The sequence below is a fragment of the Alteromonas sp. 4NS20-0143 genome (assembly GCF_057542855.1).
The window spans coordinates 140314-164242 of sequence record NZ_BAAJLR010000005.1; the positions used below are offsets into that span (position 1 = coordinate 140314).

A 23929-nucleotide genomic window follows, 5' to 3' on the forward strand; every position below is an offset into this window, starting at 1 on the left:
TGTGGCGACTGTTTTAGGCGGGGTTAAATTGGCCCACACCCAACTCGTTAGGTGATTCTGCTTGATGTTTTGCCAAAATCGCTTGAGGCGATACTGCTACGCGCAAGCCCATTTCGCTTTCTCTGCGAATAACTTCACCGCGCAGTGAATTGGTAAACACATCTACCACGTTCACATCTACAAACTCGCCAATCATATCTGGCGTGCCTTCGAAATTAACCACTCGATTATTTTCAGTACGGCCAGAAAGCTCCATTGGGTTTTTCTTAGAAGGGCCTTCTACCAAAATGCGTTGCTCAGTACCCACCATATGGCGAGCAATGCGCAAGGCCTGTTGGGTAATACGCTGCTGTAAAAGGTGTAAACGCTGCTTTTTGGTTTCTTCGCTAACGTCATCTACTGCATCTGCCGCCGGTGTACCTGGGCGAGCACTGTAAATAAAACTAAAGCTTAAATCGTAATCTACGGCTTGGATCAAATCCATGGTTGCTTCAAAATCAGCATCCGTTTCGCCAGGAAAGCCAATAATAAAGTCGCTCGACAAGCTTATGTTCGGGCGAATTTTCTTAAGCTTACGCATTTTAGATTTGTATTCTAACGCGGTATGACCACGCTTCATCAAATTCAAAATACGGTCTGAGCCGCTTTGAACTGGAAGGTGTAAATGGTCAACCAGCTCTGGAATACCTGCATAGGCATCGATAATATCGTCAGTAAACTCTACTGGATGTGAGGTGGTATACCGAATTCGGTCGATGCCATCGATAGCAGCAACCAACTCTAGTAATTCAGAGAAACGGCAAACCGTGCCATCGTAGTGATCGCCTCGGAAGGCGTTTACGTTTTGCCCTAACAAGTTAACTTCACGAACACCTTGACCAGCAAGTTGTGCAATTTCAAGCAGCACATCATCAACCGGACGACTGACTTCTTCACCGCGCGTGTACGGCACAACACAGAATGTGCAGTACTTTGAGCAGCCTTCCATAATCGAAACGAACGCAGTGGGGCCTTCAGCACGGGGCTCTGGTAGGCGGTCGAATTTTTCGATTTCAGGAAAGCTGATATCCATTACCGATTTAGCGCCACCTTGCAGCTCGTTGATCATTTCAGGCAGGCGGTGCAGCGTTTGAGGACCAAAAACAAGGTCGACAAATGGGGCACGTTGACGAATTGTGTCGCCTTCTTGCGATGCAACACAGCCGCCTACACCAATAATAAGCTCAGGCTTATCTTGCTTTAAGTTTTTCCAACGACCAAGCTGATGGAATACTTTTTCCTGCGCTTTCTCGCGGATTGAGCATGTGTTAAGCAAAATGATATCGGCTTCTTCAGCGGTTTCTGCCGCGGTGTAGCCGTGCGTAGAGTCTAGTAAGTCTGCCATTTTATCCGAGTCGTACTCGTTCATCTGGCAGCCCCAGGTTTTGATATACAGCTTTTTAGTCATAACAACTATTCGTTAACCTGTTAAGTTCTGGTAAGTGGTTGGTGGAATCTAAAAAACGTCGCAAGCAATAGCGTATATTGTTGCGCCACACAACGCAGTTACGTTGAAGATGTTCAAAATAGCCGCATATTTTACCTGTTATGCAGCTATATTCCCAGCGTAATACGATGATTACTGATTAATTAATTTCGGTAATAAAAATAGCACTGGCCTTATAACTTACGCTTAATTTGTGTTGGCCGCGGGTATTTTATATTCTTCATTATATTCAACGTTATAGTTACCACGGAGTACGAATGTACGATTTTTGCATTAATGGCGGCGGTATGGTGGGCGCAGCATTAGCCCTTGGGCTAGCGCAGCAAAATTACCGCGTGGTAGTGATAGAGCCAAACAAGCCTAACGCTTTTGAAGTAGAGCAAGGCCCAGATTTACGGGTGTCGGCTATTAGTGAAGCATCTGTTACCTTGCTAAAAGCACTAGGGGCGTGGACAAACATCGAAAAAATGCGCTTAAAGCCCTACGTAGGTTTGAGCGTGTGGGACGACCCCAAACACCGAACTGACTTTACTGCAAAGAGTATCGACGTACCTCAGTTAGGCTACTTTGTCGAAAACCGTTTGTTGCAGTTAGCCTGTCACCAAGCGCTAACGCAGCATGAAAATGTGACAGTTATCTTTAACCACAAAATAGACAACATTGCGCTGTCATCAGAAAGCTCAAGCGAGACAAGCACACACGAGCAAAGCGTGTGTATTACACTCTTTTCAGTCAAAGAATCTTCAGTCACAGGCTCTTCAAACACTGAGTCTGCAAACACACAGCCTTCAAACACGCAAATTCACGCTAAATGGCTTATTGGGGCAGATGGCGCAAAATCCCAAGTTCGTCAGTTTGCCGGTATTGGCACGTCAGGTTGGCAATATGGCCAACAAGCGATGGGCATTACCATTAAAATGGCAAAAGAAACCCAGGCTATTACATGGCAGCAGTTTACACCAACAGGACCAAAAGCCTTTTTGCCTATGTTTGACGAGTACGCATCGCTTGTGTGGTACAACTCCCCTGAGGAATTACAACGCCTGAAAGGTCTTAACAGCACGCAGTTAAAAAACGAAGTTATCGATGCTTTTCCAGATGAACTTACTCAAAACGAGAATGACTTCTCTATTATCGACAAGGCAGCGTTTCCGCTCACTCGCATGCATGCCAGTGAATATGTGAGAGAGCGTATGATATTAATCGGCGATGCTGCCCATACCATTAATCCACTTGCAGGGCAGGGTGTGAATATTGGCTTTAGAGACGTTCAAGCGCTATTAGAGGTAACTGCCAAGCGTCATGATGTAACGTCTCAGGTCTTTTTTAAGGCGCTGAAAAATGATTACGAGAAGCCACGCAAACGGGACAACTTGTTAATGATGACAGCAATGGATGGGTTCTACACCTTGTTTAGTAACGACATAGCCCCCATAAAATGGATAAGAAACCAGCTTCTTTCGGTGGCCGAACATGCGGGCCCAATTAAAAAAGAAGTGCTTAAATATGCTATAGGGATGCGTTAATGGAAGTTCTTATTTTACTGGCGGTATTGTTTGCAACGTTAGTTATTGTTGTTCCACTTTTAGAGCGCTCGAAAATGCGCATAAGTAACGATGACGCAGCAAAGTGGGCGAAGTGGATTTGGCCACTAATGGGGTTACTTTTAGTGGCTCAATTAATTAGGTTAGCGTTTTCATAATGATTCAATATGAAGTTCATTGCGTAATGATTCAGTCTGAGGGCCATTGCGCTGTAAGGTCGTAAAGCGCCTTATCAATCATTTTTTCAATTGCACTGTCGTCAGTTTGCAATATTGCGAAGGCGCGTAATCCCACGAATTGATTTTGCAGCCAATCGGCTGCAAACGCCACTGGCGTGGTATCGTGCAACTCTTTCGTCTCTATCGCTTTTTCGATGATGTTAGCGAAGCAGTTATTTAGTAACACCATTCCTTCAAGTACTGCTTTTTTGCCCACATCGCCAATCAGTTCCAACTCGGTAATCGATTTTACCAACAAACATTGGCGCATGTATCTCAGCTCATCAGGGTTAATTAAGGCTGTTTTAAAAAATTCCCGGAGGGACAGCAGTGGGGTATCGCTATCGGCCACGCTCTGCAGTTTGTCTTTGCTGTGAGCTACGTACTGCTCTACCACAAGCTTAAATAAGCCTTCTTTGTTTTGAAACCGTGCATATATGCTTCCCGGACGCATGTCCAATGCTTGTTGAATATCGCGCATACCAGAACCTTGGAACCCTTTTTTCCAAAACAATATAGTCGCCTTTTCGACAGCATCTTCTTGTGCGTACTTCATAACATCATACTCAATACAAATTTGAACGTGTGTTCAATTATCTCTCGAACAATGGCTAAGGTAAACCCATTATTGAAAAATGCGGGTTAAAATCGACATCTATCAAAATTTAAGTTTCGTATTTAAAACTCCTATTTATGTCAATTTGAACGAGTGTTCAAATTTCACTTGAACGATCGTTCAGGTGTGTGTAGTCTACACACATCGCTTGCTAGTCATATTTTAGATAATCCTAGTAAGCTTGTTTTTAAATTTAAGTAAATTCGGTATTAAACCAGCTAGGTAAATATGCCTTTCAGGGTTTGATGCCACTGGAACGATAGTGCGATTTTTAATAGCGTGCATCAATTACACGTTCCGCTTTTTAATCGATAGTGAAAAGCAGAGCGTTGCCGTTGTCGTCTATCTGTTTCAATTCGTTCACAGCATTAGGAGAACAAAATGACAGATTTTACTCTACATACAAAAGAGTCAGCGCCAGAAGCGTCTAAATCACTTTTAGATAATTCAGAAAAAGCATTTGGCATGGTACCGAACCTACATGCAGTAATGGCTGAAGCGCCCACGCTACTTGAAGGGTACCAAGTGCTGCACAAGCTCGCACAAGACACCTCGTTTAATGCAGAAGAGTTAACCGTCGTATGGCAAACGGTAAACGTTGAACACGCATGTCATTATTGTGTGCCAGCTCATACCGGCATCGCAAAAAGCATGCAAGTGCGCGATGATTTAATTGAAGAGCTTCGCAACGATGATACGCTGTCTGATAGCAAGCTAAATACGCTTAAAGAAACTGTGCTTGCGCTAACTCGAGGCCGAGGAAATGCAGAGAAGTCGCAGCTCGATGCATTTTACAAAGCAGGCTACGAGCACAAACAGCTGCTTGAAATTGTGTTGATATTAGCGCAAAAAGTAATGAGTAACTACACCAATCACCTTGCAGATACGCCAGTTGATGAACCGTTCAAAAAGTTTGAGTGGTCACCTAAGTAATAGCTAGGCTGTAATACAAAAACGGAAGCTTATGCTTCCGTTTTTTATGTCTGAATCACCAAAGGCATTAAGAAAAAATGTTAGTTAGGACACAACCAATAGCTGAGGATTAATCTCTTCAACGGTTTGGGAAGTCACCTCATCTTGATAGCCCTTTTTTTCTAAAAGCGCTTTAAGTTCGTCGCGTGTTTCGCATTGTTCATGTTTAGCAAGGGCAATGGCCTCTATAAAACACGAAAGGTGTACTGAAGATTGTGTTTCGGTCATGTGAGATTCTCTTTAACTTCTAGATTCTTTGTTTTCTGAGCTCGTTAGCTTCTAAGCTCTTAAACACCTGAGTATGTGGTCACTGTGTCTTTCTCATAAGACAACAGCGTGACAGTTCTATTACTTTTCTGTTACCGCAAAACGTTGTACGAGAAATAACTCTATATCTGACATTGCCTCAAGTAGATTAGATTTTTTATATGATTATTGTCTTTGTATGAACAAGGACTGAAAGTGGTTCACAAAGACTAAACCGTTGAAATTACATCCTCATTTTTATCATATGTTATTACTACTTTAGTATTGAATGTCTCGCCACCTCTGTGTTTTACTTCGCGGTGTCAGCGGCGCGGCTATATCCAGAACGTCGTTTATAAAAATTCTTCTAATAAAAATCTGACATTAAAAGCTGGTGTCCTTGGCTTTATAAAAAGCTCAGTATCAATACTAATAATAACAGCGCTTTTTCTGACAAATTCAATTTGTCTTCGTTTAGGGAAAGTGAACACCCTCAAATTCGTTCGTCTCGATAATGTCACCGTATAGTAGTTGCGCAGGTAACTCTGCCTACTATTTCAACGTTGACGTTTAAGGTTTGTATACCTGTACATAATATCAACACACACTCAAACTCAGGAATATCACAATGCAACAGGCAAAACATAGCGCTATGGTTTTCAAGCTATCGATCATTGCAAGTGCGATGGCAGGGCTTGCCGTTTCTTCTCCATTGCATGCACAGCAACAAGCCCCAGTGCAACTCAATTCAGAACAGGCGAGTTCAGAGCAAGCCAGCTTCGAACAAGAAGTAGAGCAAATACAGATTGTGGGGTCACGCCGAGTAGGGCGCACTATTAACGACTCGCCAGTGCCTATTGATATTATTGATGCATCATCGATAGAGGCTACCGGGTTAACCGAAACCAACATGATCTTGAACTCGCTGCTGCCGAGTTTTAACTTTCCTCAGCCTTCTATTACAGATGGCACCGACCATGTGCGTCCAGCGCAACTTCGCGGCCTAGCACCCGATCACACATTGGTATTAGTAAACGGTAAACGCCGCCATACCTCTGCGCTGTTAAACTTAAACGGATCGGTAGGTCGTGGCTCTTCAGCCGTTGATTTGAACGCCATTCCAGCAAACGCTATTAAACGTATTGAAGTATTACGCGACGGTGCAGCGGCGCAATACGGTTCAGACGCCATAGCGGGTGTTATCAACATTGTGCTAAAAGATGCGAGTGAAGGCGGTGACATCTCAGCAACCTATGGTGCAAACGTAACCACAATGGACGGCGTGCCAAACCTAGACAGTGTCACTACTAATGCCCAAGGCGACTTAGCATTTAATACAGGCTCTGATAGAGAGCTAACCGACGGTCAAACTTTAACCCTGCGCGGCAACGTTGGTTTTGAATGGGGCGATGATGGATTTGTTAACGTATCGGCGGAATATCGCGATCGCGGGCAGGCAAATCGAGCCGATTTCGACCAAAGAGAAAACTATGCTCGAGATGCCAACGGAAAAATCGATGAAAGAGAGTTAACCGTTAATCGCTACAACCACGTGTATGGCAATGGCGAAGTTGAAGACTATGCCTTATTTGTAAACGCTGGCAAAGGTCTTACCGATGACATTGAGTTTTATGCTACTGCTGGGCTAAGTAGCCGTGATTCCTTAGGTGGTGGTTTTTATCGTCGCGCTCAAGACAGCCGAAACATTGTAGATATTTATCCCAATGGCTTCTTACCGTCTATCCAAACGGATATCTCTGACATGTCACTTATCACCGGCATCAAAGGGTATAGTGATGTATGGAATTACGACCTGTCTCTAACTCACGGCAGCAACGAATTGGAATACAGCGTAGTAAATAGCCTAAACACTTCGTTGGGCGCCACTAGTCAGACAGACTTCAACGCAGGCACACTGGAATACAATACCACTATATTCAATGCCGACGCGTCTCGCCTTGTAGATACTGGCGTATTTTACAGTGAAATGAATTTTGCCATGGGCGCCGAGTATCGCCACGAGAGCTATGACATTACTGCGGGGGAAGAAAACTCGTACATTCGAGGCACATTTGGGCCAGGTGGTGCAGTGACCGACCCAGTTGATGGGCCTTTCGGTGCTGCTGGCTCTCAGGTATTTCCTGGTTTCACTCCTGCCTCTGCGGGAGACAACAGTCGAAATAACTACAGCATTTATGTAGACGTAGAAGCTGATGTGACAGAAAACTGGAATGTTGCTGTTGCCGGTCGTTTTGAAGATTACTCTGATTTTGGCAGTACATTTAATTGGAAGGTATCGCAGAGATACACGCTAAGCGAAGCCTTTGCACTTCGCGCATCGGTATCAACCGGTTTTCGAGCGCCCTCATTGCAGCAACAGTATTTTACCTCTGTGGCTACCACATTTGTTGACGGAGAGCCTACTGAAACAGGTACATTCGCCCCTTCTAGTGATGTGGCACAAGCCCTTGGTAGCCCAGGCCTCGACGCCGAAGAGTCAAACAACTACAGTGCTGGTTTTACCTATTCACCCACTGCCGACTTTAATTTAACGGTAGATTTCTACCGCATTGATATTGATGATCGCATTGTGTTGTCGAACAACCTTTCAGGCCAAGCTATTGAAAGCCTGCTTGAAGGTACTGGTGCAACCCGCGCACGGTTCTTCTTAAACGCCATTAATTCCAGAACCGAGGGTGTAGACATTGTTTCCACCTACACGCTGAATACCTCAGATTTTGGTGCATTTAATTTTAATGCTGGCGTTAACTTTAACGACAACGAAGTCACAGATATTTTGGACGCACCAGCAGTGCTTCAGGGGGCAGGTTTTGATCAAGGTAATTTATTCTCAGACGTAGAGTTACGCCGATTCGAGACAAGCGCTCCAGATAGCAAAGTTAACCTTGGCGTTACCTGGTCTTACGATATCTATTCAACCACGCTGCGAACAACTCGCTACGGTGAGGTTGAAGACCCGTCATCGGTTGAAGCACGAAATGAGATAATACCGTCTGAGTGGATTACCGATCTTGATGTACGCGTTGCGATTACCGACCAACTGGCTGTGTCGGTAGGTGCAAACAACATCTTTGATGTCTACCCAGAAGCAACGCGAGACCTTGTAGATGAAGTAACAACGTTCTCGAACATATTCCCGTACTCAAGCTTTTCGCCATACGGTTTCACCGGGCGCTATGTTTACGGTAAAGTGTCGTATAGCTTCTAATGTTGGGCTAACACCACCTGATACTTTGATTTAAAAAAGCCTCGCTGTGCTCTCATGTGCAGTGAGGTATTTTAATTCCAAATCCTTCAAGATCAACTGTCTTTATCAAACGTGATGTTGCCTCGGTGCTTGTCTACTAGCGCAAAATCTTCTTCAGGAATAAATGCGTCATAATCACGCTGAAGTTTTATCTGTGCTTCTTTACGGATTTTGCTGCGTCTAATTGCAGTAACAAAATTGCGCATTTCTTTATGGTTGGAAAGTTCTAATTCTGGCACTTGCACGGGTGAGCCGTTATCGTCTTTTGCCACCATAGTGAAAAAGCTATTATTGGTGTGTTTAACGTTGTTCGTTTTAATATTTTCAGTGGTTACTTTAATGCCTACTACAAGGGATGTATTGCCAACAAAATGCACCGTGGCATTTAGATGCAGTAAATCACCTACTTCAACGGGTTGTAAAAATTCTACGCCATCTACGGTAACGGTAACGCAATACGCTCCGGCGTGTTTACTCGCGCATGCATAAGCCACCTTATCCATCAACGATAAAATAATACCGCCATGCACTTTGCCGCCAAAATTAGCGTAAGAGGGCACCATGAGTTCGGTTAAACGAGTTCGAGAAAATGCAACATTGCGAGGATTCATGTACTACCTTATTGTCAGTGAATGAAACAAACGACCAAAACGATCGGATAAGTAAAACGCGCGTATTATTACTGGTAGCAAATGTATTTATAACGCTAGCGAAATTTGGTCGATTTACTGGTCACGATTTTTCTGTTTAGGGTAAGCCCCTGTGTTTACAATAAATAAACTAACAATATTTGTGAAGGAATGGTTTTGTCTTCAACACATTTTTATCAGCCGAAAGACGGGCATGGCTTAGCTCACGACCCGTTTAATGCCATTATTGCACCTCGTCCTATTGGTTGGATTTCCACGCAATCTACTCAAGGCGTTCTTAATTTAGCGCCCTACAGTTTTTTTAACGCATTGAATTACACGCCTCCTATTATTGGCTTTTCCAGTGTGGGTGATAAAGATTCACTTAATAACGCCAGAGAGACGGGAGAGTTTTGTTGGAACTTGGTATCTAAGCACCTCGTTGATGCCATGAACGAAACGAGTAGGCCTCTGTCTCCTGAAGAAAGCGAGTTTTCAGCATCAGGGTTAGGCACCGCCAGCAGTCAGGTTATTGCGGTTCCACGAGTGAAAGAAAGCTTAGTGTCGATGGAGTGTAAGGTTACTGATATTACTCAATTAAAATCGGCAAAAGGCGAGTTGGTGAACAGCTGGTTTATTATGGGAGAAGTGGTTGGTGTGCACATCGACACCTCACTGATTGAAGATGGCGTTTACAAAACGTTGAAGGGTGAACCAGTGATGCGCGGCGGCGGTGCAGGCGATTATTTCTCTATCAGTGAAAGTAACTACTTTGAATTGCGCCGACCAGACGCAAAATAAATGTGTAACGTAGCAGCGCCAATTTTAAGTGCTTAATATAAGCGCTAACTATAACCGGCCAATTAAAACGTTAGCTAGGGTAAGTAGCATGTTAAATATGAATTTTGATGAGCGGATGGTGATTGATACAACGCCAATGCCATGGCAAGCATCGCCATCGAGTACAGTATGGCGTAAACCGCTAGAGCGAGAAGCGAAGGAGTCGGGGCATACTACCAGTGTGGTTAAGTATGAAGCTGGCGCGAGCTTTAGTGAACACGGTCACCCCTTCGGTGAAGAGATTTTTGTCTTAGAAGGCGTGTTTTCTGATGAAAATGGCGATTATCCTGCGGGTACGTATTTACGTAATCCACCAGGCAGTAAGCATAGCCCGTTTAGTAAAGAAGGGTGTTTAATACTGGTAAAATTAAACCAGTTCGACCAGCGCGATCTTCAAGAAGTTAGGGTAGATACACTTAATACGCCATGGCTACAGGGGCAGGGCGGTCTGCAGGTAATGCCTTTGCACAACTTCGAACATGAGCATGTTGCACTGGTTAAATGGCCTGCCAAAGAGGTGTTTAAACCCCATAGGCACTTTGGTGGTGAAGAGATATTTGTGTTATCAGGCACATTTAAGGATGAAGCGGGCGAATACCCGAAAGGTACCTGGATGCGAAACCCGCACATGAGTCAGCATCATCCGTTTGTTGATGAAGAAACCGTGATTTGGGTAAAGACAGGGCATTTGCCGGTAGCGTTGTAGTCAAGTAGCTGTGGTACACAAATGAGAAAGGCCTATGTTGTTACAACATAGGCCTTTCTTTGTTTTTATAATATTGGATAAACAAAACGGTCTATTTCTAAGTACTGTTTATTTCCTAGTACTGTCTATTTCCAAGTACTGTCTATTGCCAAGTAAGACCTATTTCCAAATGCCGTCTTCAGACTTACCTTGAATTTCGCAGTCGCCGGCTTTGTATTCCACCGTCTCTCCGCTGTCTTTCTTTTTAAAGTAATCTTTACTGATAGAAACAATGGTAGGCGTCATCCAAACAATGGCAATAATGTTGATGACTGTCATAAGCCCTAACGCCATATCGGCCATGGCCCATACCTGAGGTAGTGCTGCTTGTGCACCCCAATAAATCATGCCTAAATAACCAATGGTGTAAGCTGCGCGTCCTGCTCGGTTATCTAGTTTGAACATATGCAGGTTACTCTCGCCATAGGCATAGTTGGCTACTACCGAGGTGAAAGCAAACAAGCTTATTGCCGCAGCAACAAAGTCAGTGCCACCTTCGCCTAAGTGGCTGCTCATTGCATCTTGTGTTAGCCGTATGCCTTCCATCTGTTCTGAGCTAGAGCCGCCAGCAAGTAAAATGATAAACGCGGTTGAGGTACATAAAATCATCGTGTCTAAAAATACACCCAGCATTTGTATATAGCCCTGAGACACGGGGTGATTAGGGTTGGGCGCCGCACTTGCCGCTGCGTGAGGTACCGAGCCACTGCCGGCCTCGTTTGAGTATAACCCTCGCTGTATTCCGTTTTTAATTGCAGCTCCTAGCGCACCAGCTCCTGCTTCTTGAAGACCAAAGGCCGACTTAATAATGTCTAGCAGCATGGCGGGTAATTCGGTGATATTGATAAAGGTGATGGTAAGGGCAACAAGCACATAACCAATTCCCATAAACGGAACAACGAACTCTGCAAATCGCGCTATTCCGCGTAAACCGCCCACAACAATGAGTGCGGCGAGTAGAATAATGGCAATGCCTACATATTCGCTTTTGAACGCATAGGCGTTGTTGAGCGCATCGGTAATGGTGTTTGCCTGTACCGCACTAAATACAAATCCGTAGCCAAAAAACAAGCACAGAGAAAAGGCAACGGCTAGCCAGGTTTTATTTAAGCCTTGTTTTATGTAGTAAGCAGGGCCACCACGAAACTCGCCGTTTTCGTCTTTTACTTTGTATAGCTGCCCGAGTACGCTCTCAGCAAAGCCGGTGGCCATGCCTAGCAGCGCTATCATCCACATCCAGAATATGGCACCAGACCCACCAAGAGAAATAGCCACGGCAACGCCTGCTAGGTTACCTGTGCCTACGCGGGCCGATAAACTGGTACAGAGCGCCTGAAAGGAACTGATCCCTTCTTCGTTCGACGTTTTACTGTTTTTAAGTAGCGCAAACATGTGGCCAAAATGCCGTAACTGCACGCCGCCTAGTTTTACGGTAAACCAGATACCGCACACTAAAAGCATAACGATAAGAACTTGGCCGTCGCCCCACAAAATATTATTCACAAATGAAACGAATTCGTTTATCACGCACTTTCCTTCGTTATTATTTTATTTAGGTGTTTTAGAAAAGACATGGCTTTTAACTGCTCACAAAAGCTGGAGTAAATAAAGTGTCTAATTCAGAGAAGTCGGTAATACTAGCATGACCTAAACACAAATAAAGCCATAAAAGTGGCGGTTATTGTGATGAATTATGCATAACTTAAGAAAAAGTATGCAAGTAGAGTAGGGGGTATTTATTTCAGGCAATAAAAAACCGCTCAATAGAGCGGTTTTTCATAAGATGGCTGGGATAGCAGGACTCGAACCTGCGAATGACGGGATCAAAACCCGTTGCCTTACCAGCTTGGCTATATCCCAATAGACAGGTAAAAGATGGTGGCTAAGGCGAGATTCGAACTTGCGACCCCATCATTATGAGTGATGTGCTCTAACCAACTGAGCTACTTAGCCTTTCTTTTGCAAATCATTAAAAAGCCGCTCGTTTGAGCGGCTCTCTAGAATTTGGCTGGGGTAGCAGGACTCGAACCTACGAATGACGGGATCAAAACCCGTTGCCTTACCAACTTGGCTATACCCCAAATGGTGCGGAAGGAGAGACTTGAACTCTCACGCCGTGAAGCACTGGAACCTAAATCCAGCGTGTCTACCAATTCCACCACTCCCGCATAGACACTAGCTGTTACAAAGTTGGCTGGGGTAGCAGGACTCGAACCTACGAATGACGGGATCAAAACCCGTTGCCTTACCAACTTGGCTATACCCCAACTTTGGTGCGGAAGGAGAGACTTGAACTCTCACGCCGTGAAGCACTGGAACCTAAATCCAGCGTGTCTACCAATTCCACCACTCCCGCGCAGCTAGACATTCCTAAAAGAGATAGTGAGAAGTGGTGGCTACGGCGAGATTCGAACTTGCGACCCCATCATTATGAGTGATGTGCTCTAACCAACTGAGCTACGTAGCCTTTCATACTTCTCTTCCCTCTCAGGAAGTGGCGCGTATTATGCGTATATGACTCGCACCCGTCAACCCCTTTTTTGCTAACTTTTTTTAAATGGTTAATATGTGCGCGGAGCCGTTCGAATAACATGCAAAACGCAGTGAATTTGACCAACCTAACCGTCAAAAGTGGGCAATATCTTTTATATTGCCCCTCGATATCGCTCCTCGATATAGCTTCTAACGATCAAAGATTAAGGGTTAAGCGTTGCTTTTGTTTTGTAATAACAAATATCAACAGGCCGTGGTGCGTACACCTTGTCATGAAAAAATGGGTTATCTAACGTTTTGCCAGTGTTAGTTCTCGATAGGTATTCTTCGTGCTTGGGCTGTTGAATATAATAATTAGGGTGATTATCGCTGTGAACGAGGGCTCGTCCTATTCTACTGTTATCGGTAACCTCTTGTATTACACCACCGTACTGGGCATCTCCCCTTGGTAGCTTCTGCAATGCAGGCATTCCGCTTACTACTCTTCCCACCACTGACATATTTCTGTCTAAATGACGAGGTGCTTGGCCAATCACAATATAAAATTCAGTGGAAGCCGTGTCTTTTTCACTGTTACGAGCAAACGCTACTGTGCCGGGGCAGTGTAGCCCCCACATCTCACCGCGCTTGTCGTCTATGCCAACTGCAAAGCCATCTAAAAAACCGGTTTTTGGAGCAAACATGTCGCGCGTTTCAACAACGGAAGCAGCGTGCGATAAAGGTTGTGTAAATTCAGCAGGAATGTCGGCTAAAAGCGCTGGTGCTATTTTCTCTTTATCGTGGGTATCGTTACTGCCGGCCTGCGCCACAAAACCATCTACCACCCGATAAAAATACTGTTTATCGTAAAAGCCTGACTTAATAAGGGCTTTAAAGCGCTCTACGTGTTTTGGCGCGAGGCTAGGGTTTAGTGCAATGACAACATCGCCGTACTCTGTAGTAAACGTCACCGTATCTTCTGATGGCACTTTGTACCAATGGTTACTGCTGCCACTCATTAGCGTAACAGGGTTGTCTGCGCTGTATGCTTTGGCACTCAATGTTAATGCTATGGCGAATAACGAGGCGAATATAAATACAATTGAGCTAAAGGCTTTTGATTGAGTAGAATTTATGGAGCTATTTTTTATGGAGCTATCTTTTATGGGGACACTTTTTATGAGGCTGCTTAAAGAGTGTTGCCACGAATGAGCCAAAAAAGGTGTTGTATGCTGTTTTCTACGGGAACAGCTTGATGGGGTGCTAGAGTACATCGGTATACCTATTTGTGTTCAATATACTTGTTATATCAGTAGCACAAAGCGGCAACAATAAAAAAGCCAAATAAAAAAGCCACTCTTACGAGTGGCTTGTCATTAAGCTTTTACACGATGTTGATGAAAAGGCTTACACGTTAAATCTAAAGTGAATGACGTCGCCATCTTTAACAATGTATTCTTTACCTTCTAAGCGCCACTTACCGGCGTCTTTCGCGCCTTGTTCACCGTTGAATTCAACGAAGTTGTCGTAACTTACGATTTCGGCGCGAATAAAGCCTTTCTCAAAGTCGGTATGAATTTTACCCGCAGCTTGTGGTGCAGTAGACCCTTCTGGGAATGTCCATGCGCGAACTTCTTTTACACCGGCAGTGAAATAGGTTTGCAGTGTAAGTAGCTCATACCCAGATCGGATAACGCGATTAAGACCAGGCTCTTCTAGCCCCATGTCTTGCATAAATTCTTCGCGCTCGTCGTCTTCAAGTTCAGCAATGTCTGATTCGATAGCAGCACAAACCGCAACAACCGTGGCGTTTTCGCCTTCTGCAATTTCACGCACTTTATCAAGGTACGGATTGTTCTCAAATCCATCTTCATTTACGTTAGCAATGTACATGGTTGGCTTAAGGGTAAGCATATTCATGTAGCTAATCGCAGCATGCTCTTCTTTAGTCAGTTCTAAAGAACGCAGTAATAAACCTTCATCCAAATGAGGCTTAATTTTTTCAAGCACTTTCAGTTCAAACTTTGCATCAGCATCGCCGCCTTTAGCGCGTTTAGCCACACGATGCAGGGCTTTTTCTGTTGTTTCTAAATCAGAAAGCGCAAGCTCTGTGTTGATAACGTCAATGTCGTCTTGCGGGCTTACACGACCAGCAACATGAACAATATTTTCATCGTCGAAACAGCGAACAACATGACCAATAGCGTCGGTTTCACGAATATTTGCTAGGAATTTGTTACCAAGGCCTTCACCTTTGGAAGCACCTTCAACTAACCCAGCGATATCAACGAATTCCATTGTTGTTGGAATAACACGCTGAGGATTTACAATTTTAGCCAACTTATCCAAGCGAAGGTCTGGCACAGGAACAACGCCAGTGTTTGGCTCGATAGTACAAAACGGGAAGTTTGCCGCTTCAATACCTGCTTTTGTTAATGCATTAAAAAGTGTTGATTTACCTACGTTGGGTAGTCCAACAATACCGCATTTAAAACCCATGGTATGGATCCTTGTCTGGAAAAGTTATATCTGGCTCGAACTCACGCTTTGTGAGCATGAAGTCGATTTTGCGCTTGTTTTAGGTCGTCTTTCAGTAAGATTTCGGTACAGCGTACCGCTTCATCAACGGCGCTTTCTATGGCCGTTTTTTCTTCTGCTGAAGGCTTACCAAGAACATGTCCCGTCACTCGGCTTTTATGCCCTGGGTGACCGATACCAATTCGCAAGCGAAGAAAATCTTTATTGTTACCCATTCTTGCCACAATATCGCGGACACCATTCTGACTAGAGCTACCGCCAACTTTATACTTGGCTACTCCCGGAGGAAGGTCTAACTCGTCAAACGCCACTAAAATTTGTTCTGGCTCAATTCGGTAAAAATTCGCAAGTGCTGCTACTGCTTGACCACTTTTATTCATAAAAGTTGTAGGGTAGAGCAACCTAATGTCTTTACCAGCAATAGTAATTCGAGCGGTTTTTCCAAAGAACTTGGATTCGGGTTTTAGCGGGGTATTGTAGGTGTCAGCAAGCTGGTTAAGAAACCATTCGCCGGCATTGTGTCGGGTATTTTCATATTCGGGGCCTGGATTACCCAGACCCACGATAAGGCGAATATCAGCCAAGAGGATTATTCCTCTGTAGCTTCTTCATCACCGTCTTCATCTGTTTCAGCAGCTTTAGGAGCTGGCTTAACAGTCACAACAGCAAGGTCGTGTGCTTCGTCGTCTTTACCAAGCTCAACAGATTTAACACCTGCTGGTAAAGTAACGTCAGACAAATGAAGTGTTTGGTCCATTTCAACGTTAGCAATGTCTACTTCGATGAACTCTGGAAGATCTTTAGCCTGACACGTAACTTCGATTTCGTTTACGTGGTGCTCAGCAATACCGCCTGCTTTAATAGCAGCAGACTTGTCTTCGTTTGTGAAGTGAATTGGAACGTTAGTGTGAACGTCTTGACCAGCAATTACACGTTGGAAATCGATGTGTGTAATTTTTGGCTTGTACGGGTGACGTTGCATATCTTTTACTAGTACTTCAGTCGCTTTACCGTCTACGTTCAATGTAAGAACGTGAGAGTAGAATGCTTCAAAGTCAGCAGAGTTGTTCACTTTGTTGTGATCAAGAGTAATAGATACAGGTGCTTCTTCACCACCGTAGATGATACCAGGAAGCTTATCTTCGCGACGTAGGCGGCGGCTCGCACCTTTCCCTAGGTCTGTACGAACAGAAGCGTCTAGGTTAAAAATTGAATCAGACATTGTATGTCTCCAATAATAAGTTAATGATGTGGGTTTTTGCGACCAAAACCCACTGTTAACGCGCTGTTGGCCTGAGTAAATATCCTAAGAACATTACTCATAATTAGCCAATAGTTCACGACCCCGATTTTCAAGGGCGGCGAATTCTACCACCGCACACCTTAACTTACAATTGTAAGGGCAGTAAAAAAGCGCCTTGTAGGGCGCTTTTGTTTTCGCTGATATAAATGCCAATACTGTAAATGCCAATTATGTAAATGCAGCGCTCAGGCTATATAACCTATCCCAAGTGCTGCTATTGGACTATTTTTGTATCGCGCTAATTCTTTATCGAGCTAGTACTCTATCAAGTTAGTACTCAATTAAGTTAGTACTCTACCGCGTCAATACTCTATCTTGTTAACACTACACGATAGTGCGCTTTGCCTTCACGCAAGCGTTCAACCGCTTCATTGATTTGGTCGAACTTGAAGGTTTCAGTTACCGGTTCAATACCGTGCTGCTCAGCAAAATCTAGCATAGTTTTGATGGTCGCTGGGCTGCCCACAGGAGAGCCGGAAACACTTTTTTGACCGCCGATAAGGTTGAATGCGCCAATATCAAGTGGTTCTAGGGTTGCGCCTACAAAATGTAAACGACCTTTTGGCGCAAGCGTTGATAAGTACAAGTTCCAATCAAGTTTTACATTGACGGTAGAAATAATGAGGTCGAAACGGCCTTCGGCTTTTTGTATCTCATCTTCATCGCGACTATTAATGGTGTCGTGAGCGCCTAATTCGTGGGCTTCTTTCTTCTTAGACTCACTTGAGGTGAATGCTACTACTTTGCAGCCCCAGGCATTTAAGAATTGCAATGCTAAGTGGCCTAAACCACCAATCCCTACAACGCCGACTTCAGAGGTAGGTTTAATATCAAATTGTACAAGGGGATTAAATACAGTGATACCACCGCAAAATAGCGGTCCGGCTTTCGTGCCGTCTAGTTTTTCAGGCAATGGCACAACTGCGCGGGCTTGTGCACGCACTTTTTCAGCGAACCCACCGTGTCGACCGCCAATAGTCATGGTCGCTTGCTGACACAAATTATGATCGCCTTCTTCGCAGGTACGACAGCTGTTGCAGTATCCTGCATGCCAACCAAGACCAACCCGTTGTCCAATCTGCAAAGAGGTGACGTGAGCACCTACTTTGCTAATGGTACCAACTACTTCATGACCTGGCACAAACGGGTATTCAGTAAATCCCCATTCATTGTCGAGCATGCTTAAATCGCTATGGCAAATGCCGCAACTCTCTACATCAATTTCAACGTCATGACTGGCTAATTCCCCAGGATCGTACTCAAATTTCTCCAGCTTTCCACCGGGTTCTTTTGCTGCATATGCGTTTATCATTGCGTTCATCCTTAATTACATTTGTTTAATAACTTTATTTAGGGCGTGTTTATCTTTGCTGTACATTTTTGCAGCGGTCTGTGAGCTATTTAGACAAGGCGAATGGTTGAAGGTCTAGCGGGCTAAATCGAAACCATTCAACGCAGGATAAATAGCTCACAGGCGCTGCCCGAAGGGGGCGTTATGGAAGCATTTTACTCTTTGTCACAGCCCTTTGACTTAGCCCACTAGGCCTGCAGGACTGTTCCGTGATTAAAATGCTTCCATTTAGCCCAAAAATCGTACAGCAAAGATCAACACGCCTCAGTAAGGATGTTTACGCTTAAATTGAAGTTACGATCAGCACGAATTCACTATTACGTGCTCACCCGGTCAGTATTATTACTGTGTTTCAACTCGGTTAATAACTTTGCTGGTGTCGAGCACTTTAACGTTGAGTACTTCTAACACGGTGCCAAATTGTGTAATGGTCATCATTTCGGGTTTTGTCACTCCCTCAATTTCAACAATTAGACCATTTTGATGATAATCCTCATCTAAACCGTGTAGCGTAAATCGGTCGCCGCTTTCAGTAATAAACGCAAAAAAGCCGCCTTCTAATTCTTTATAAATAATGCTGCCTTTCAACGTAACACTATCGTTAACACTCACTTCTTTAGCTTCAGCTTGTGTCACTGGCTCGGCTTTTAATTCAGTGGGGGCATTTTCCTGCGCCTTCATTTTGTCTGTTTTCGCATTCTCTTTTTCGTACATCGTCGACTCCACTGTTTTATCTTCTTCTGTACAAGCAGATATACTGAGCGCTGCGGCTAAGATAAGAAGTGTATAGGGGGCTTTCGCTTTATACGTTTTTATTTTCATGGGTACATCCTCTGTTTTTATTAAACATAAACCCTTCTGATAGAGATTGAAAGTGCTGCAATCAAAACACCTGAGAAGTACGGTGAGAAGTACGGTAAGAAGTACGGTAAAGGCAGCAATAACCACTTATTTGTGTTTTTCATAGCACTGCGGCTTCTTTTCACCTTACAGGTCATGACGATAAGGTATTAAGGGTATATGCTGTTTGTTCGACTTTATTCTAAACACTATCGAGGTCTACATGAAAACAATTGGCTACGCAGCGCATTCTTCAGATGCCCATATGGAACCGTATCATTTCGAACGCAGAGCATTGCGTGACAATGATGTGGCCATTGAGATCTTATACAGCGGAGTGTGCCACTCTGATCTGCACACGGTAAATGGTGATTGGGGGCCTCAACCTTACCCGTTAGTACCTGGGCACGAAATAGTGGGTAAAGTGATTGATATTGGTTCAGACGTGAGTGACTACAGTGTTGGCGATCACGTTGCCGTCGGTTGTATGGTTGATAGTTGTCAAACGTGTGACCAATGTGAGCACAGTGAAGAACAATACTGTCGTAACGGCATGACGCCTACCTATGGTGCGCCAGACAGAATTTCTGGTGAAACCACTCAAGGTGGCTACTCCAAACATATTGTGGTTCGCCAAGAATTTGTTTTGCGCGTACCGGATGCGTTAGATATTGCTAAAACTGCGCCTATTTTATGTGCTGGCATTACCACCTATTCACCGCTTAAAACCTGGAATGTAAAAGCAGGCAGCCGAGTAGGTGTTATCGGTATGGGTGGTCTAGGGCACATGGCGGTGAAATTGGCTGTAGCCATGGGCGCCAAAGTGACTGTTATCTCACGTTCAGATTCTAAAGAGAAAGATGCGAAATCAAGTGGCGCTGACGGTATTTTGGTATCAACAGACAAAAAGGCGATGAAAGAAGCTGCGTCAACGTTCGATTTAATCATTGATACCGTGCCAGTGAAGCATTCTTTAGATCAGTACACGCCGCTGCTTGATATTGACGGTACGTTGGTAATCGTGGGTCAAATAGGACCTATGGAAGAGTCTATGACTGCGCCTTTAGTACTGGGCCGACGCCGCGTTGCGGGTTCGCTTATTGGCGGAATAAAAGAAACTCAAGAAGTATTAGATTTTTGCGCTGAACACGGTATTCACCCTGAATGCAAAGTGATAAAAGCAGAGCAGGTAAATGAAGCCTTCGACCATTTAAGAGCTGGTGATGTAGCGCATCGCTTTGTTATTGATATGGCTAGCTTATCTGTATAGCTTTTTCGCTATAACGGTTTCATTATCTTTATATAAAAAACCTTTATATAAAAAACACTACGTAAAAACACCGGCCGCTAGCGCCGGTGTTTTTGTATCAATGCTGTTCCCCTCATTAGGCCGCCGACTTTTCTTCCTTTGAACACCTTTTCATATTGTGTATTGCGCTAGTCAGTGAGCAGGTGAGTAATCCGTCATTTTTGTGTCATACGAGCGTCATAGTATTAAGTATTACTTTTCTATCTGTATGAATTATGTCAACTAATGACCCTCAAGTTGTAGGTCGAAGCACCTTTTCAAAGCACGACAACTGGCAGCGCTGGCTACTGCTGGCTTTCTTAGTCTATGTCATGCTGCTTGCGGTAAGCATGATAGGCAGTGGTTTTAAATATGCTACGGGCGAGCACGCTAGAGAATTGTTTAGCTTTGCGTCCAACCCTATTATGGGTCTTATCATTGGCATGGTGTCTACCGCGCTTATTCAATCATCTAGTACGGTAACCTCGATTATTGTAGGTATGGTGGCCGGTGGCCTTCCCATTACAATAGCCATACCTATGATGATGGGGGCGAATATTGGTACTAGCATTACTAATACATTGGTGAGCTTAGGTCATGTCGCTCGCAAAGATGAATTTCAGCGTGCTTTTAATGCCGCTACTATTCACGATTTCTTTAACGTTATGTCTGTACTTATATTTCTCCCCCTGGAAATGGCTTTTGGTATTTTAGAATATCTTAGCGGTGAAATTGTATCGCTGTTTAATACCTCACAGTCGTTGTCACTTGAAGGAGTGAACCCTATAAAGGCGGCCACTCAGCCAGTGACCGATGTGATAACCAATTTACTTCAGTTTTTACCTTCCATTTATCCAGGCGTGGCTAAAATTATCATTGGGATTGGCCTTATCATGCTGTCGATAACCTATATGGGTAAAATAATGAAGTCACTCATGGTAGGTAAAGCAAAAGAGCTGCTGCATAAAAGCATTGGGAAGGGGCCTATTTCAGGTATTACTTCCGGAGCAGTAATGACAGTGCTAGTGCAGTCATCATCTACCACTACCTCTCTTATGGTGCCGTTGGTAGGCAGTGGAATTTTAAAGGCGCGCGATATTTATCCATTTACCCTTGGCGCTAATATCGGCACGTGCATTACTGCGCTTATTGCCGCGTTGGGCGTTGTGGGTGTGAACAGTGGGTTTGCTCTTCAAATTGCGCTAGTTCACTTAATTTATAATGTGCTGGGCGTAACCGTTATTTACGGCATACCGTTATTGCGGGAAATTCCCCTTAATCTGTCATATCGACTATCGGTGGTGGCGGCGGAGCAAAAGCTCTATGGTGCTGCTTATATTGGTGGGCTGTTCTTTATTATCCCGTTAGGTGCCATATTCACTACCATGTGAGATGCTAAGCATTGATACCTGAGCACAAGCCCCAAACTAAAGCAGACATGCGCCGCTTACAAAGAGCTAACAGGGAGAGCTACCAAGGGGAGCTAACTTGAAAGAGCACGCAGGGAGAGTTACATAGAGAGCTTGCATAGAAAGCTCACACAAAGAACTCATATAGAGCTTATACAATGAACTCATATAGAGAGATGGGGTCATCCAAGCCTACCTAACATATAGAAAAACCACAGGTTTCGTTATATGGTGATGTGAAATTCACGGTAAAACTGCTTTTTATGAATCACGATATGAATTTAGTTTTTGTACATGGCTCTGGCTGTAGTCATCACGTTTGGTCCCATCAGATTTCTTTTTTTCAAAATAGTGTTGCTGTAGATCTTCCCGGTCACCCAGAGGGCGACGCACTTTTAAGTGTTGCTGCCATGTCGCAATGGTTGTTAACTACCTTAGAAAAACAGAATTTAGATAACGTGGTGCTGGTGGGGCATTCTTTAGGAAGCGCTGTGGTGTTACAAGCAGCGCTAGCACATTCAAGTAGAGTAAAGGCGTTGGTATTAATTGGTACTGGTGCAAGGTTAAAGGTGTTGCCTCAGTTTTTAAGTGCACTTACTGAAATAGTAGAGAAGAAGGGGCCACTGCCAGAGTTCTTATTTACTCCCAACCAAGGAATAGATGAGCCGCTAAGAACGCAAATAAATACAGCGATGAAAGAAAACGGTGCTGCTGTCATGCTTACAGACTTTCTGGCCTGTAACGATTTCGATGTGATGAATAAATTAAGCAGCATCACAATTCCCGTGCAATTGATTGTAGGGAGTGAGGATGTGATGACGCCCGTTAAATATTCGCGCTTTCTAAACGAGCAGCTGCCGAACGCAAGTATCAGTGTTGTTGATGGTGCTACGCATATGGTATTTGCGGAACAGCCAGATAGCGTTAATCAGTGCATACAGAGCTTTATCAACAATATAAGCGACTAGCAAAGGGGGCGGCCTTTTTTCTTCTAGACATAAAAAAGCGAGCCTTACGCTCGCTTTTTTTGTGCTTTACCACTGAGTTACTCAAGGACGCTAAGGCTAAGAGTAGGTTAGTACTCGAACATCGCTGAAATTGACTCTTCATTGCTGATACGACGAATGGTTTCGGCCAGCATTTCAGATAACGTAAGCTGCTTCACTTTACCCATTTTGCGCATTTCAGTGCTTAACGGGATAGAGTCGGTAACTATAATCTCATCAATAACAGATTCGCGTAAATTCGTCACCGCATTACCTGAGAAGATAGCGTGAGTAGCATAAGCATACACTTTACGAGCACCATGAGCTTTTAGCGCCTCTGCCGCTTTTGCAAGCGTACCGCCAGTATCAATCATGTCATCCACAATAATACAGTCGCGGTCTTTAACATCACCAATAATATTCATTACCTGAGCAACGTTCGCTTTAGGGCGGCGTTTATCAATAATGGCTAAGTCAGTGTCGTTAAGCAGTTTTGCTGTTGCACGAGCTCTTACTACACCACCAATATCCGGAGATACTACAACGGGGTCAGCAAAATCACGTCTTACCATGTCTGCAAGTAAGATAGGTGTACCAAACGCATTGTCTACTGGTACATCAAAGAACCCTTGAATTTGCTCGGCGTGAAGATCGATAGTAAGAACACGGTCAACACCCACGTTTGACAAGAAATCTGCCACAACTTTTGCAGTGATTGGTACTCTTGCTGAACGAACTCGACGGTCTTGACGAGCGTAACCAAAGTAAGGAATTACCGCAGTGATACGGCCTGCAGATGCGCGGCGCAGTGCGTCGATCATCACAATAAGTTCCATCAGGTTATCGTTGGTAGGGGCACACGTAGACTGGATAATAAAAACGTCCGAGCCACGGACGTTTTCATGAATTTCTACGCTAATCTCACCGTCGCTGAAACGGCCAACTTTGGCATTTCCTAGCTTGGTGTAGAGACGGTCGGCGACTTTCTGGGCAAGTTCTGGTACGGCATTACCTGCAAAGAGCTTCATATCTGGCACAAGTGGTTTCCTCAGTGCGTTGATAAAAGAGATTTGGCTGGGATAGCAGGACTCGAACCTACGAATGGCGGGATCAAAACCCGCTGCCTTACCAACTTGGCTATACCCCAATTTTTAAGTTCTGTCCGATGTGGCGTTCAC

At 44.3% G+C, this 23929-nt stretch carries 21 protein-coding genes and 8 tRNA genes; 9 read left to right on the forward strand and 20 right to left on the reverse strand.

Features of this window, described 5'->3' with window-relative positions; genetic code table 11:
* Window positions 1-13: 13 nt before the first annotated feature.
* A complete protein-coding gene (gene miaB / locus AC27HD_RS12190; protein ID WP_487106161.1) occupies window positions 14-1447 on the reverse strand; it encodes a tRNA (N6-isopentenyl adenosine(37)-C2)-methylthiotransferase MiaB in 1434 nt (477 codons plus the stop codon).
* A 296-nt stretch (window positions 1448-1743) separates the two neighbouring features.
* Here miaB and AC27HD_RS12195 point away from each other — a divergent pair, with 296 nt between their 5' ends.
* Both AC27HD_RS12195 and AC27HD_RS12200 read left to right on the forward strand, forming a co-directional pair.
* Window positions 1744-3012: an FAD-dependent monooxygenase gene (locus AC27HD_RS12195; RefSeq protein WP_487106163.1), complete on the forward strand. Its 1269-nt coding sequence runs from the start codon at window positions 1744-1746 to the stop codon at window positions 3010-3012.
* Window positions 3012-3188 carry a hypothetical protein gene (locus tag AC27HD_RS12200; RefSeq protein ID WP_487106165.1) on the forward strand — a complete coding sequence of 59 codons (177 nt, stop codon included), beginning with the start codon at window positions 3012-3014 and terminating at the stop codon, window positions 3186-3188. Before AC27HD_RS12195 ends, AC27HD_RS12200 begins: the two co-directional genes overlap by 1 nt.
* A 31-nt stretch (window positions 3189-3219) precedes the next feature.
* Here AC27HD_RS12200 and AC27HD_RS12205 read toward each other — a convergent pair whose 3' ends face one another.
* Window positions 3220-3804: a TetR/AcrR family transcriptional regulator gene (locus AC27HD_RS12205; RefSeq protein ID WP_487106167.1), complete on the reverse strand. Its 585-nt coding sequence runs from the start codon at window positions 3802-3804 to the stop codon at window positions 3220-3222.
* A gap of 441 nt (window positions 3805-4245) precedes the next feature.
* Here AC27HD_RS12205 and AC27HD_RS12210 point away from each other — a divergent pair, with 441 nt between their 5' ends.
* A complete protein-coding gene (locus AC27HD_RS12210) occupies window positions 4246-4797 on the forward strand; it encodes a carboxymuconolactone decarboxylase family protein (RefSeq protein ID WP_032097030.1) in 552 nt (183 codons plus the stop codon).
* Window positions 4798-4881: 84 nt separating this feature from the next.
* On the opposite strand, the gene AC27HD_RS12215 is transcribed toward AC27HD_RS12210, so the two are convergent.
* Window positions 4882-5064, reverse strand: a complete 183-nt coding sequence (locus tag AC27HD_RS12215; protein WP_032097031.1) for a hypothetical protein — start codon at window positions 5062-5064, stop codon at window positions 4882-4884.
* Between the two features lie 646 nt (window positions 5065-5710).
* On the opposite strand from AC27HD_RS12215, the gene AC27HD_RS12220 reads away from it, so the two are divergent.
* Window positions 5711-8311 carry a TonB-dependent receptor plug domain-containing protein gene (locus tag AC27HD_RS12220; RefSeq protein WP_487106170.1) on the forward strand — a complete coding sequence of 867 codons (2601 nt, stop codon included), beginning with the start codon at window positions 5711-5713 and terminating at the stop codon, window positions 8309-8311.
* A gap of 92 nt (window positions 8312-8403) precedes the next feature.
* Here AC27HD_RS12220 and AC27HD_RS12225 read toward each other — a convergent pair whose 3' ends face one another.
* The gene (locus tag AC27HD_RS12225; RefSeq protein ID WP_487106172.1) at window positions 8404-8961 is read right to left on the reverse strand and encodes an acyl-CoA thioesterase; all 558 of its coding nucleotides are present in this window, start codon (window positions 8959-8961) and stop codon (window positions 8404-8406) included.
* A gap of 195 nt (window positions 8962-9156) precedes the next feature.
* On the opposite strand from AC27HD_RS12225, the gene AC27HD_RS12230 reads away from it, so the two are divergent.
* Complete coding sequence (locus AC27HD_RS12230; RefSeq protein WP_081926597.1) at window positions 9157-9780, forward strand: flavin reductase family protein; 624 nt, start codon at window positions 9157-9159, stop codon at window positions 9778-9780.
* A gap of 88 nt (window positions 9781-9868) precedes the next feature.
* A complete protein-coding gene (locus tag AC27HD_RS12235) occupies window positions 9869-10525 on the forward strand; it encodes a cupin domain-containing protein (RefSeq protein WP_487106174.1) in 657 nt (218 codons plus the stop codon).
* A gap of 159 nt (window positions 10526-10684) precedes the next feature.
* Here AC27HD_RS12235 and AC27HD_RS12240 read toward each other — a convergent pair whose 3' ends face one another.
* The 14 genes from AC27HD_RS12240 to AC27HD_RS12305 form a co-directional block, all read right to left on the reverse strand.
* Window positions 10685-12091, reverse strand: coding sequence for an alanine/glycine:cation symporter family protein (locus AC27HD_RS12240; RefSeq protein WP_163105577.1), 1407 nt, complete (start codon window positions 12089-12091; stop codon window positions 10685-10687).
* Window positions 12092-12348: 257 nt separating this feature from the next.
* A tRNA-Gln gene (locus AC27HD_RS12245) sits at window positions 12349-12424 on the reverse strand.
* Between the two features lie 16 nt (window positions 12425-12440).
* A tRNA-Met gene (locus tag AC27HD_RS12250) sits at window positions 12441-12517 on the reverse strand.
* Window positions 12518-12569: 52 nt separating this feature from the next.
* A tRNA-Gln gene (locus AC27HD_RS12255) sits at window positions 12570-12645 on the reverse strand.
* Window positions 12646-12647: 2 nt separating this feature from the next.
* Window positions 12648-12732 (reverse strand) — tRNA-Leu (locus tag AC27HD_RS12260).
* A gap of 23 nt (window positions 12733-12755) precedes the next feature.
* A tRNA-Gln gene (locus AC27HD_RS12265) sits at window positions 12756-12831 on the reverse strand.
* Between the two features lie 4 nt (window positions 12832-12835).
* Window positions 12836-12920, reverse strand: a tRNA-Leu gene (locus AC27HD_RS12270).
* A gap of 34 nt (window positions 12921-12954) precedes the next feature.
* Window positions 12955-13031 (reverse strand) — tRNA-Met (locus AC27HD_RS12275).
* A gap of 229 nt (window positions 13032-13260) precedes the next feature.
* Complete coding sequence (locus tag AC27HD_RS12280) at window positions 13261-14097, reverse strand: peptidylprolyl isomerase (protein ID WP_487106176.1); 837 nt, start codon at window positions 14095-14097, stop codon at window positions 13261-13263.
* 346 nt (window positions 14098-14443) lie between these two features.
* Window positions 14444-15535: a redox-regulated ATPase YchF gene (gene ychF / locus AC27HD_RS12285; RefSeq protein WP_032097037.1), complete on the reverse strand. Its 1092-nt coding sequence runs from the start codon at window positions 15533-15535 to the stop codon at window positions 14444-14446.
* Between the two features lie 41 nt (window positions 15536-15576).
* Window positions 15577-16158, reverse strand: coding sequence for an aminoacyl-tRNA hydrolase (pth, locus tag AC27HD_RS12290; protein ID WP_032097038.1), 582 nt, complete (start codon window positions 16156-16158; stop codon window positions 15577-15579).
* 5 nt (window positions 16159-16163) lie between these two features.
* Window positions 16164-16796 carry a 50S ribosomal protein L25/general stress protein Ctc gene (locus tag AC27HD_RS12295; protein ID WP_487106179.1) on the reverse strand — a complete coding sequence of 211 codons (633 nt, stop codon included), beginning with the start codon at window positions 16794-16796 and terminating at the stop codon, window positions 16164-16166.
* 391 nt (window positions 16797-17187) lie between these two features.
* Complete coding sequence (ahr, locus tag AC27HD_RS12300; RefSeq protein WP_032097040.1) at window positions 17188-18189, reverse strand: NADPH-dependent aldehyde reductase Ahr; 1002 nt, start codon at window positions 18187-18189, stop codon at window positions 17188-17190.
* A 381-nt stretch (window positions 18190-18570) separates the two neighbouring features.
* Window positions 18571-19050 carry a hypothetical protein gene (locus AC27HD_RS12305; RefSeq protein ID WP_052010280.1) on the reverse strand — a complete coding sequence of 160 codons (480 nt, stop codon included), beginning with the start codon at window positions 19048-19050 and terminating at the stop codon, window positions 18571-18573.
* Between the two features lie 241 nt (window positions 19051-19291).
* Here AC27HD_RS12305 and AC27HD_RS12310 point away from each other — a divergent pair, with 241 nt between their 5' ends.
* From AC27HD_RS12310 to AC27HD_RS12320, 3 genes are all read left to right on the forward strand, one after another.
* Window positions 19292-20338, forward strand: a complete 1047-nt coding sequence (locus AC27HD_RS12310; protein ID WP_032097041.1) for an NAD(P)-dependent alcohol dehydrogenase — start codon at window positions 19292-19294, stop codon at window positions 20336-20338.
* Window positions 20339-20592: 254 nt separating this feature from the next.
* On the forward strand, window positions 20593-21747 hold the full coding sequence (locus AC27HD_RS12315) for a Na/Pi symporter (RefSeq protein WP_487106182.1): 1155 nt from the start codon (window positions 20593-20595) through the stop codon (window positions 21745-21747).
* A 293-nt stretch (window positions 21748-22040) separates the two neighbouring features.
* A complete protein-coding gene (locus tag AC27HD_RS12320) occupies window positions 22041-22733 on the forward strand; it encodes an alpha/beta fold hydrolase (RefSeq protein ID WP_487106184.1) in 693 nt (230 codons plus the stop codon).
* Window positions 22734-22840: 107 nt separating this feature from the next.
* On the opposite strand, the gene AC27HD_RS12325 is transcribed toward AC27HD_RS12320, so the two are convergent.
* Together AC27HD_RS12325 and AC27HD_RS12330 are read right to left on the reverse strand one after the other, a co-directional pair.
* Window positions 22841-23779, reverse strand: a complete 939-nt coding sequence (locus tag AC27HD_RS12325; protein WP_235207744.1) for a ribose-phosphate pyrophosphokinase — start codon at window positions 23777-23779, stop codon at window positions 22841-22843.
* A gap of 43 nt (window positions 23780-23822) precedes the next feature.
* Window positions 23823-23898: transfer RNA gene (locus AC27HD_RS12330), tRNA-Gln, on the reverse strand.
* Window positions 23899-23929: the final 31 nt, after the last annotated feature.

Excerpts from the sequence above, each read along its gene's own strand:
- miaB (WP_487106161.1), bottom strand. The coding sequence starts at position 1,447 with ATGACTAAAAAGCTGTATATCAAAACCTGGGGCTGCCAGATGAACGAG.
- AC27HD_RS12195 (WP_487106163.1), top strand. The coding sequence starts at position 1,744 with ATGTACGATTTTTGCATTAATGGCGGCGGTATGGTGGGCGCAGCATTA.
- AC27HD_RS12200 (WP_487106165.1), top strand. The coding sequence starts at position 3,012 with ATGGAAGTTCTTATTTTACTGGCGGTATTGTTTGCAACGTTAGTTATT.
- AC27HD_RS12205 (WP_487106167.1), bottom strand. The coding sequence starts at position 3,804 with ATGAAGTACGCACAAGAAGATGCTGTCGAAAAGGCGACTATATTGTTT.
- AC27HD_RS12210 (WP_032097030.1), top strand. The coding sequence starts at position 4,246 with ATGACAGATTTTACTCTACATACAAAAGAGTCAGCGCCAGAAGCGTCT.
- AC27HD_RS12215 (WP_032097031.1), bottom strand. The coding sequence starts at position 5,064 with ATGACCGAAACACAATCTTCAGTACACCTTTCGTGTTTTATAGAGGCC.
- AC27HD_RS12220 (WP_487106170.1), top strand. The coding sequence starts at position 5,711 with ATGCAACAGGCAAAACATAGCGCTATGGTTTTCAAGCTATCGATCATT.
- AC27HD_RS12225 (WP_487106172.1), bottom strand. The coding sequence starts at position 8,961 with ATGAATCCTCGCAATGTTGCATTTTCTCGAACTCGTTTAACCGAACTC.
- AC27HD_RS12235 (WP_487106174.1), top strand. The coding sequence starts at position 9,869 with ATGTTAAATATGAATTTTGATGAGCGGATGGTGATTGATACAACGCCA.
- ychF (WP_032097037.1), bottom strand. The coding sequence starts at position 15,535 with ATGGGTTTTAAATGCGGTATTGTTGGACTACCCAACGTAGGTAAATCA.
- AC27HD_RS12295 (WP_487106179.1), bottom strand. The coding sequence starts at position 16,796 with ATGTCTGATTCAATTTTTAACCTAGACGCTTCTGTTCGTACAGACCTA.
- ahr (WP_032097040.1), bottom strand. The coding sequence starts at position 18,189 with ATGATAAACGCATATGCAGCAAAAGAACCCGGTGGAAAGCTGGAGAAA.
- AC27HD_RS12305 (WP_052010280.1), bottom strand. The coding sequence starts at position 19,050 with ATGAAAATAAAAACGTATAAAGCGAAAGCCCCCTATACACTTCTTATC.
- AC27HD_RS12310 (WP_032097041.1), top strand. The coding sequence starts at position 19,292 with ATGAAAACAATTGGCTACGCAGCGCATTCTTCAGATGCCCATATGGAA.
- AC27HD_RS12315 (WP_487106182.1), top strand. The coding sequence starts at position 20,593 with ATGTCAACTAATGACCCTCAAGTTGTAGGTCGAAGCACCTTTTCAAAG.
- AC27HD_RS12320 (WP_487106184.1), top strand. The coding sequence starts at position 22,041 with ATGAATTTAGTTTTTGTACATGGCTCTGGCTGTAGTCATCACGTTTGG.
- AC27HD_RS12325 (WP_235207744.1), bottom strand. The coding sequence starts at position 23,779 with ATGAAGCTCTTTGCAGGTAATGCCGTACCAGAACTTGCCCAGAAAGTC.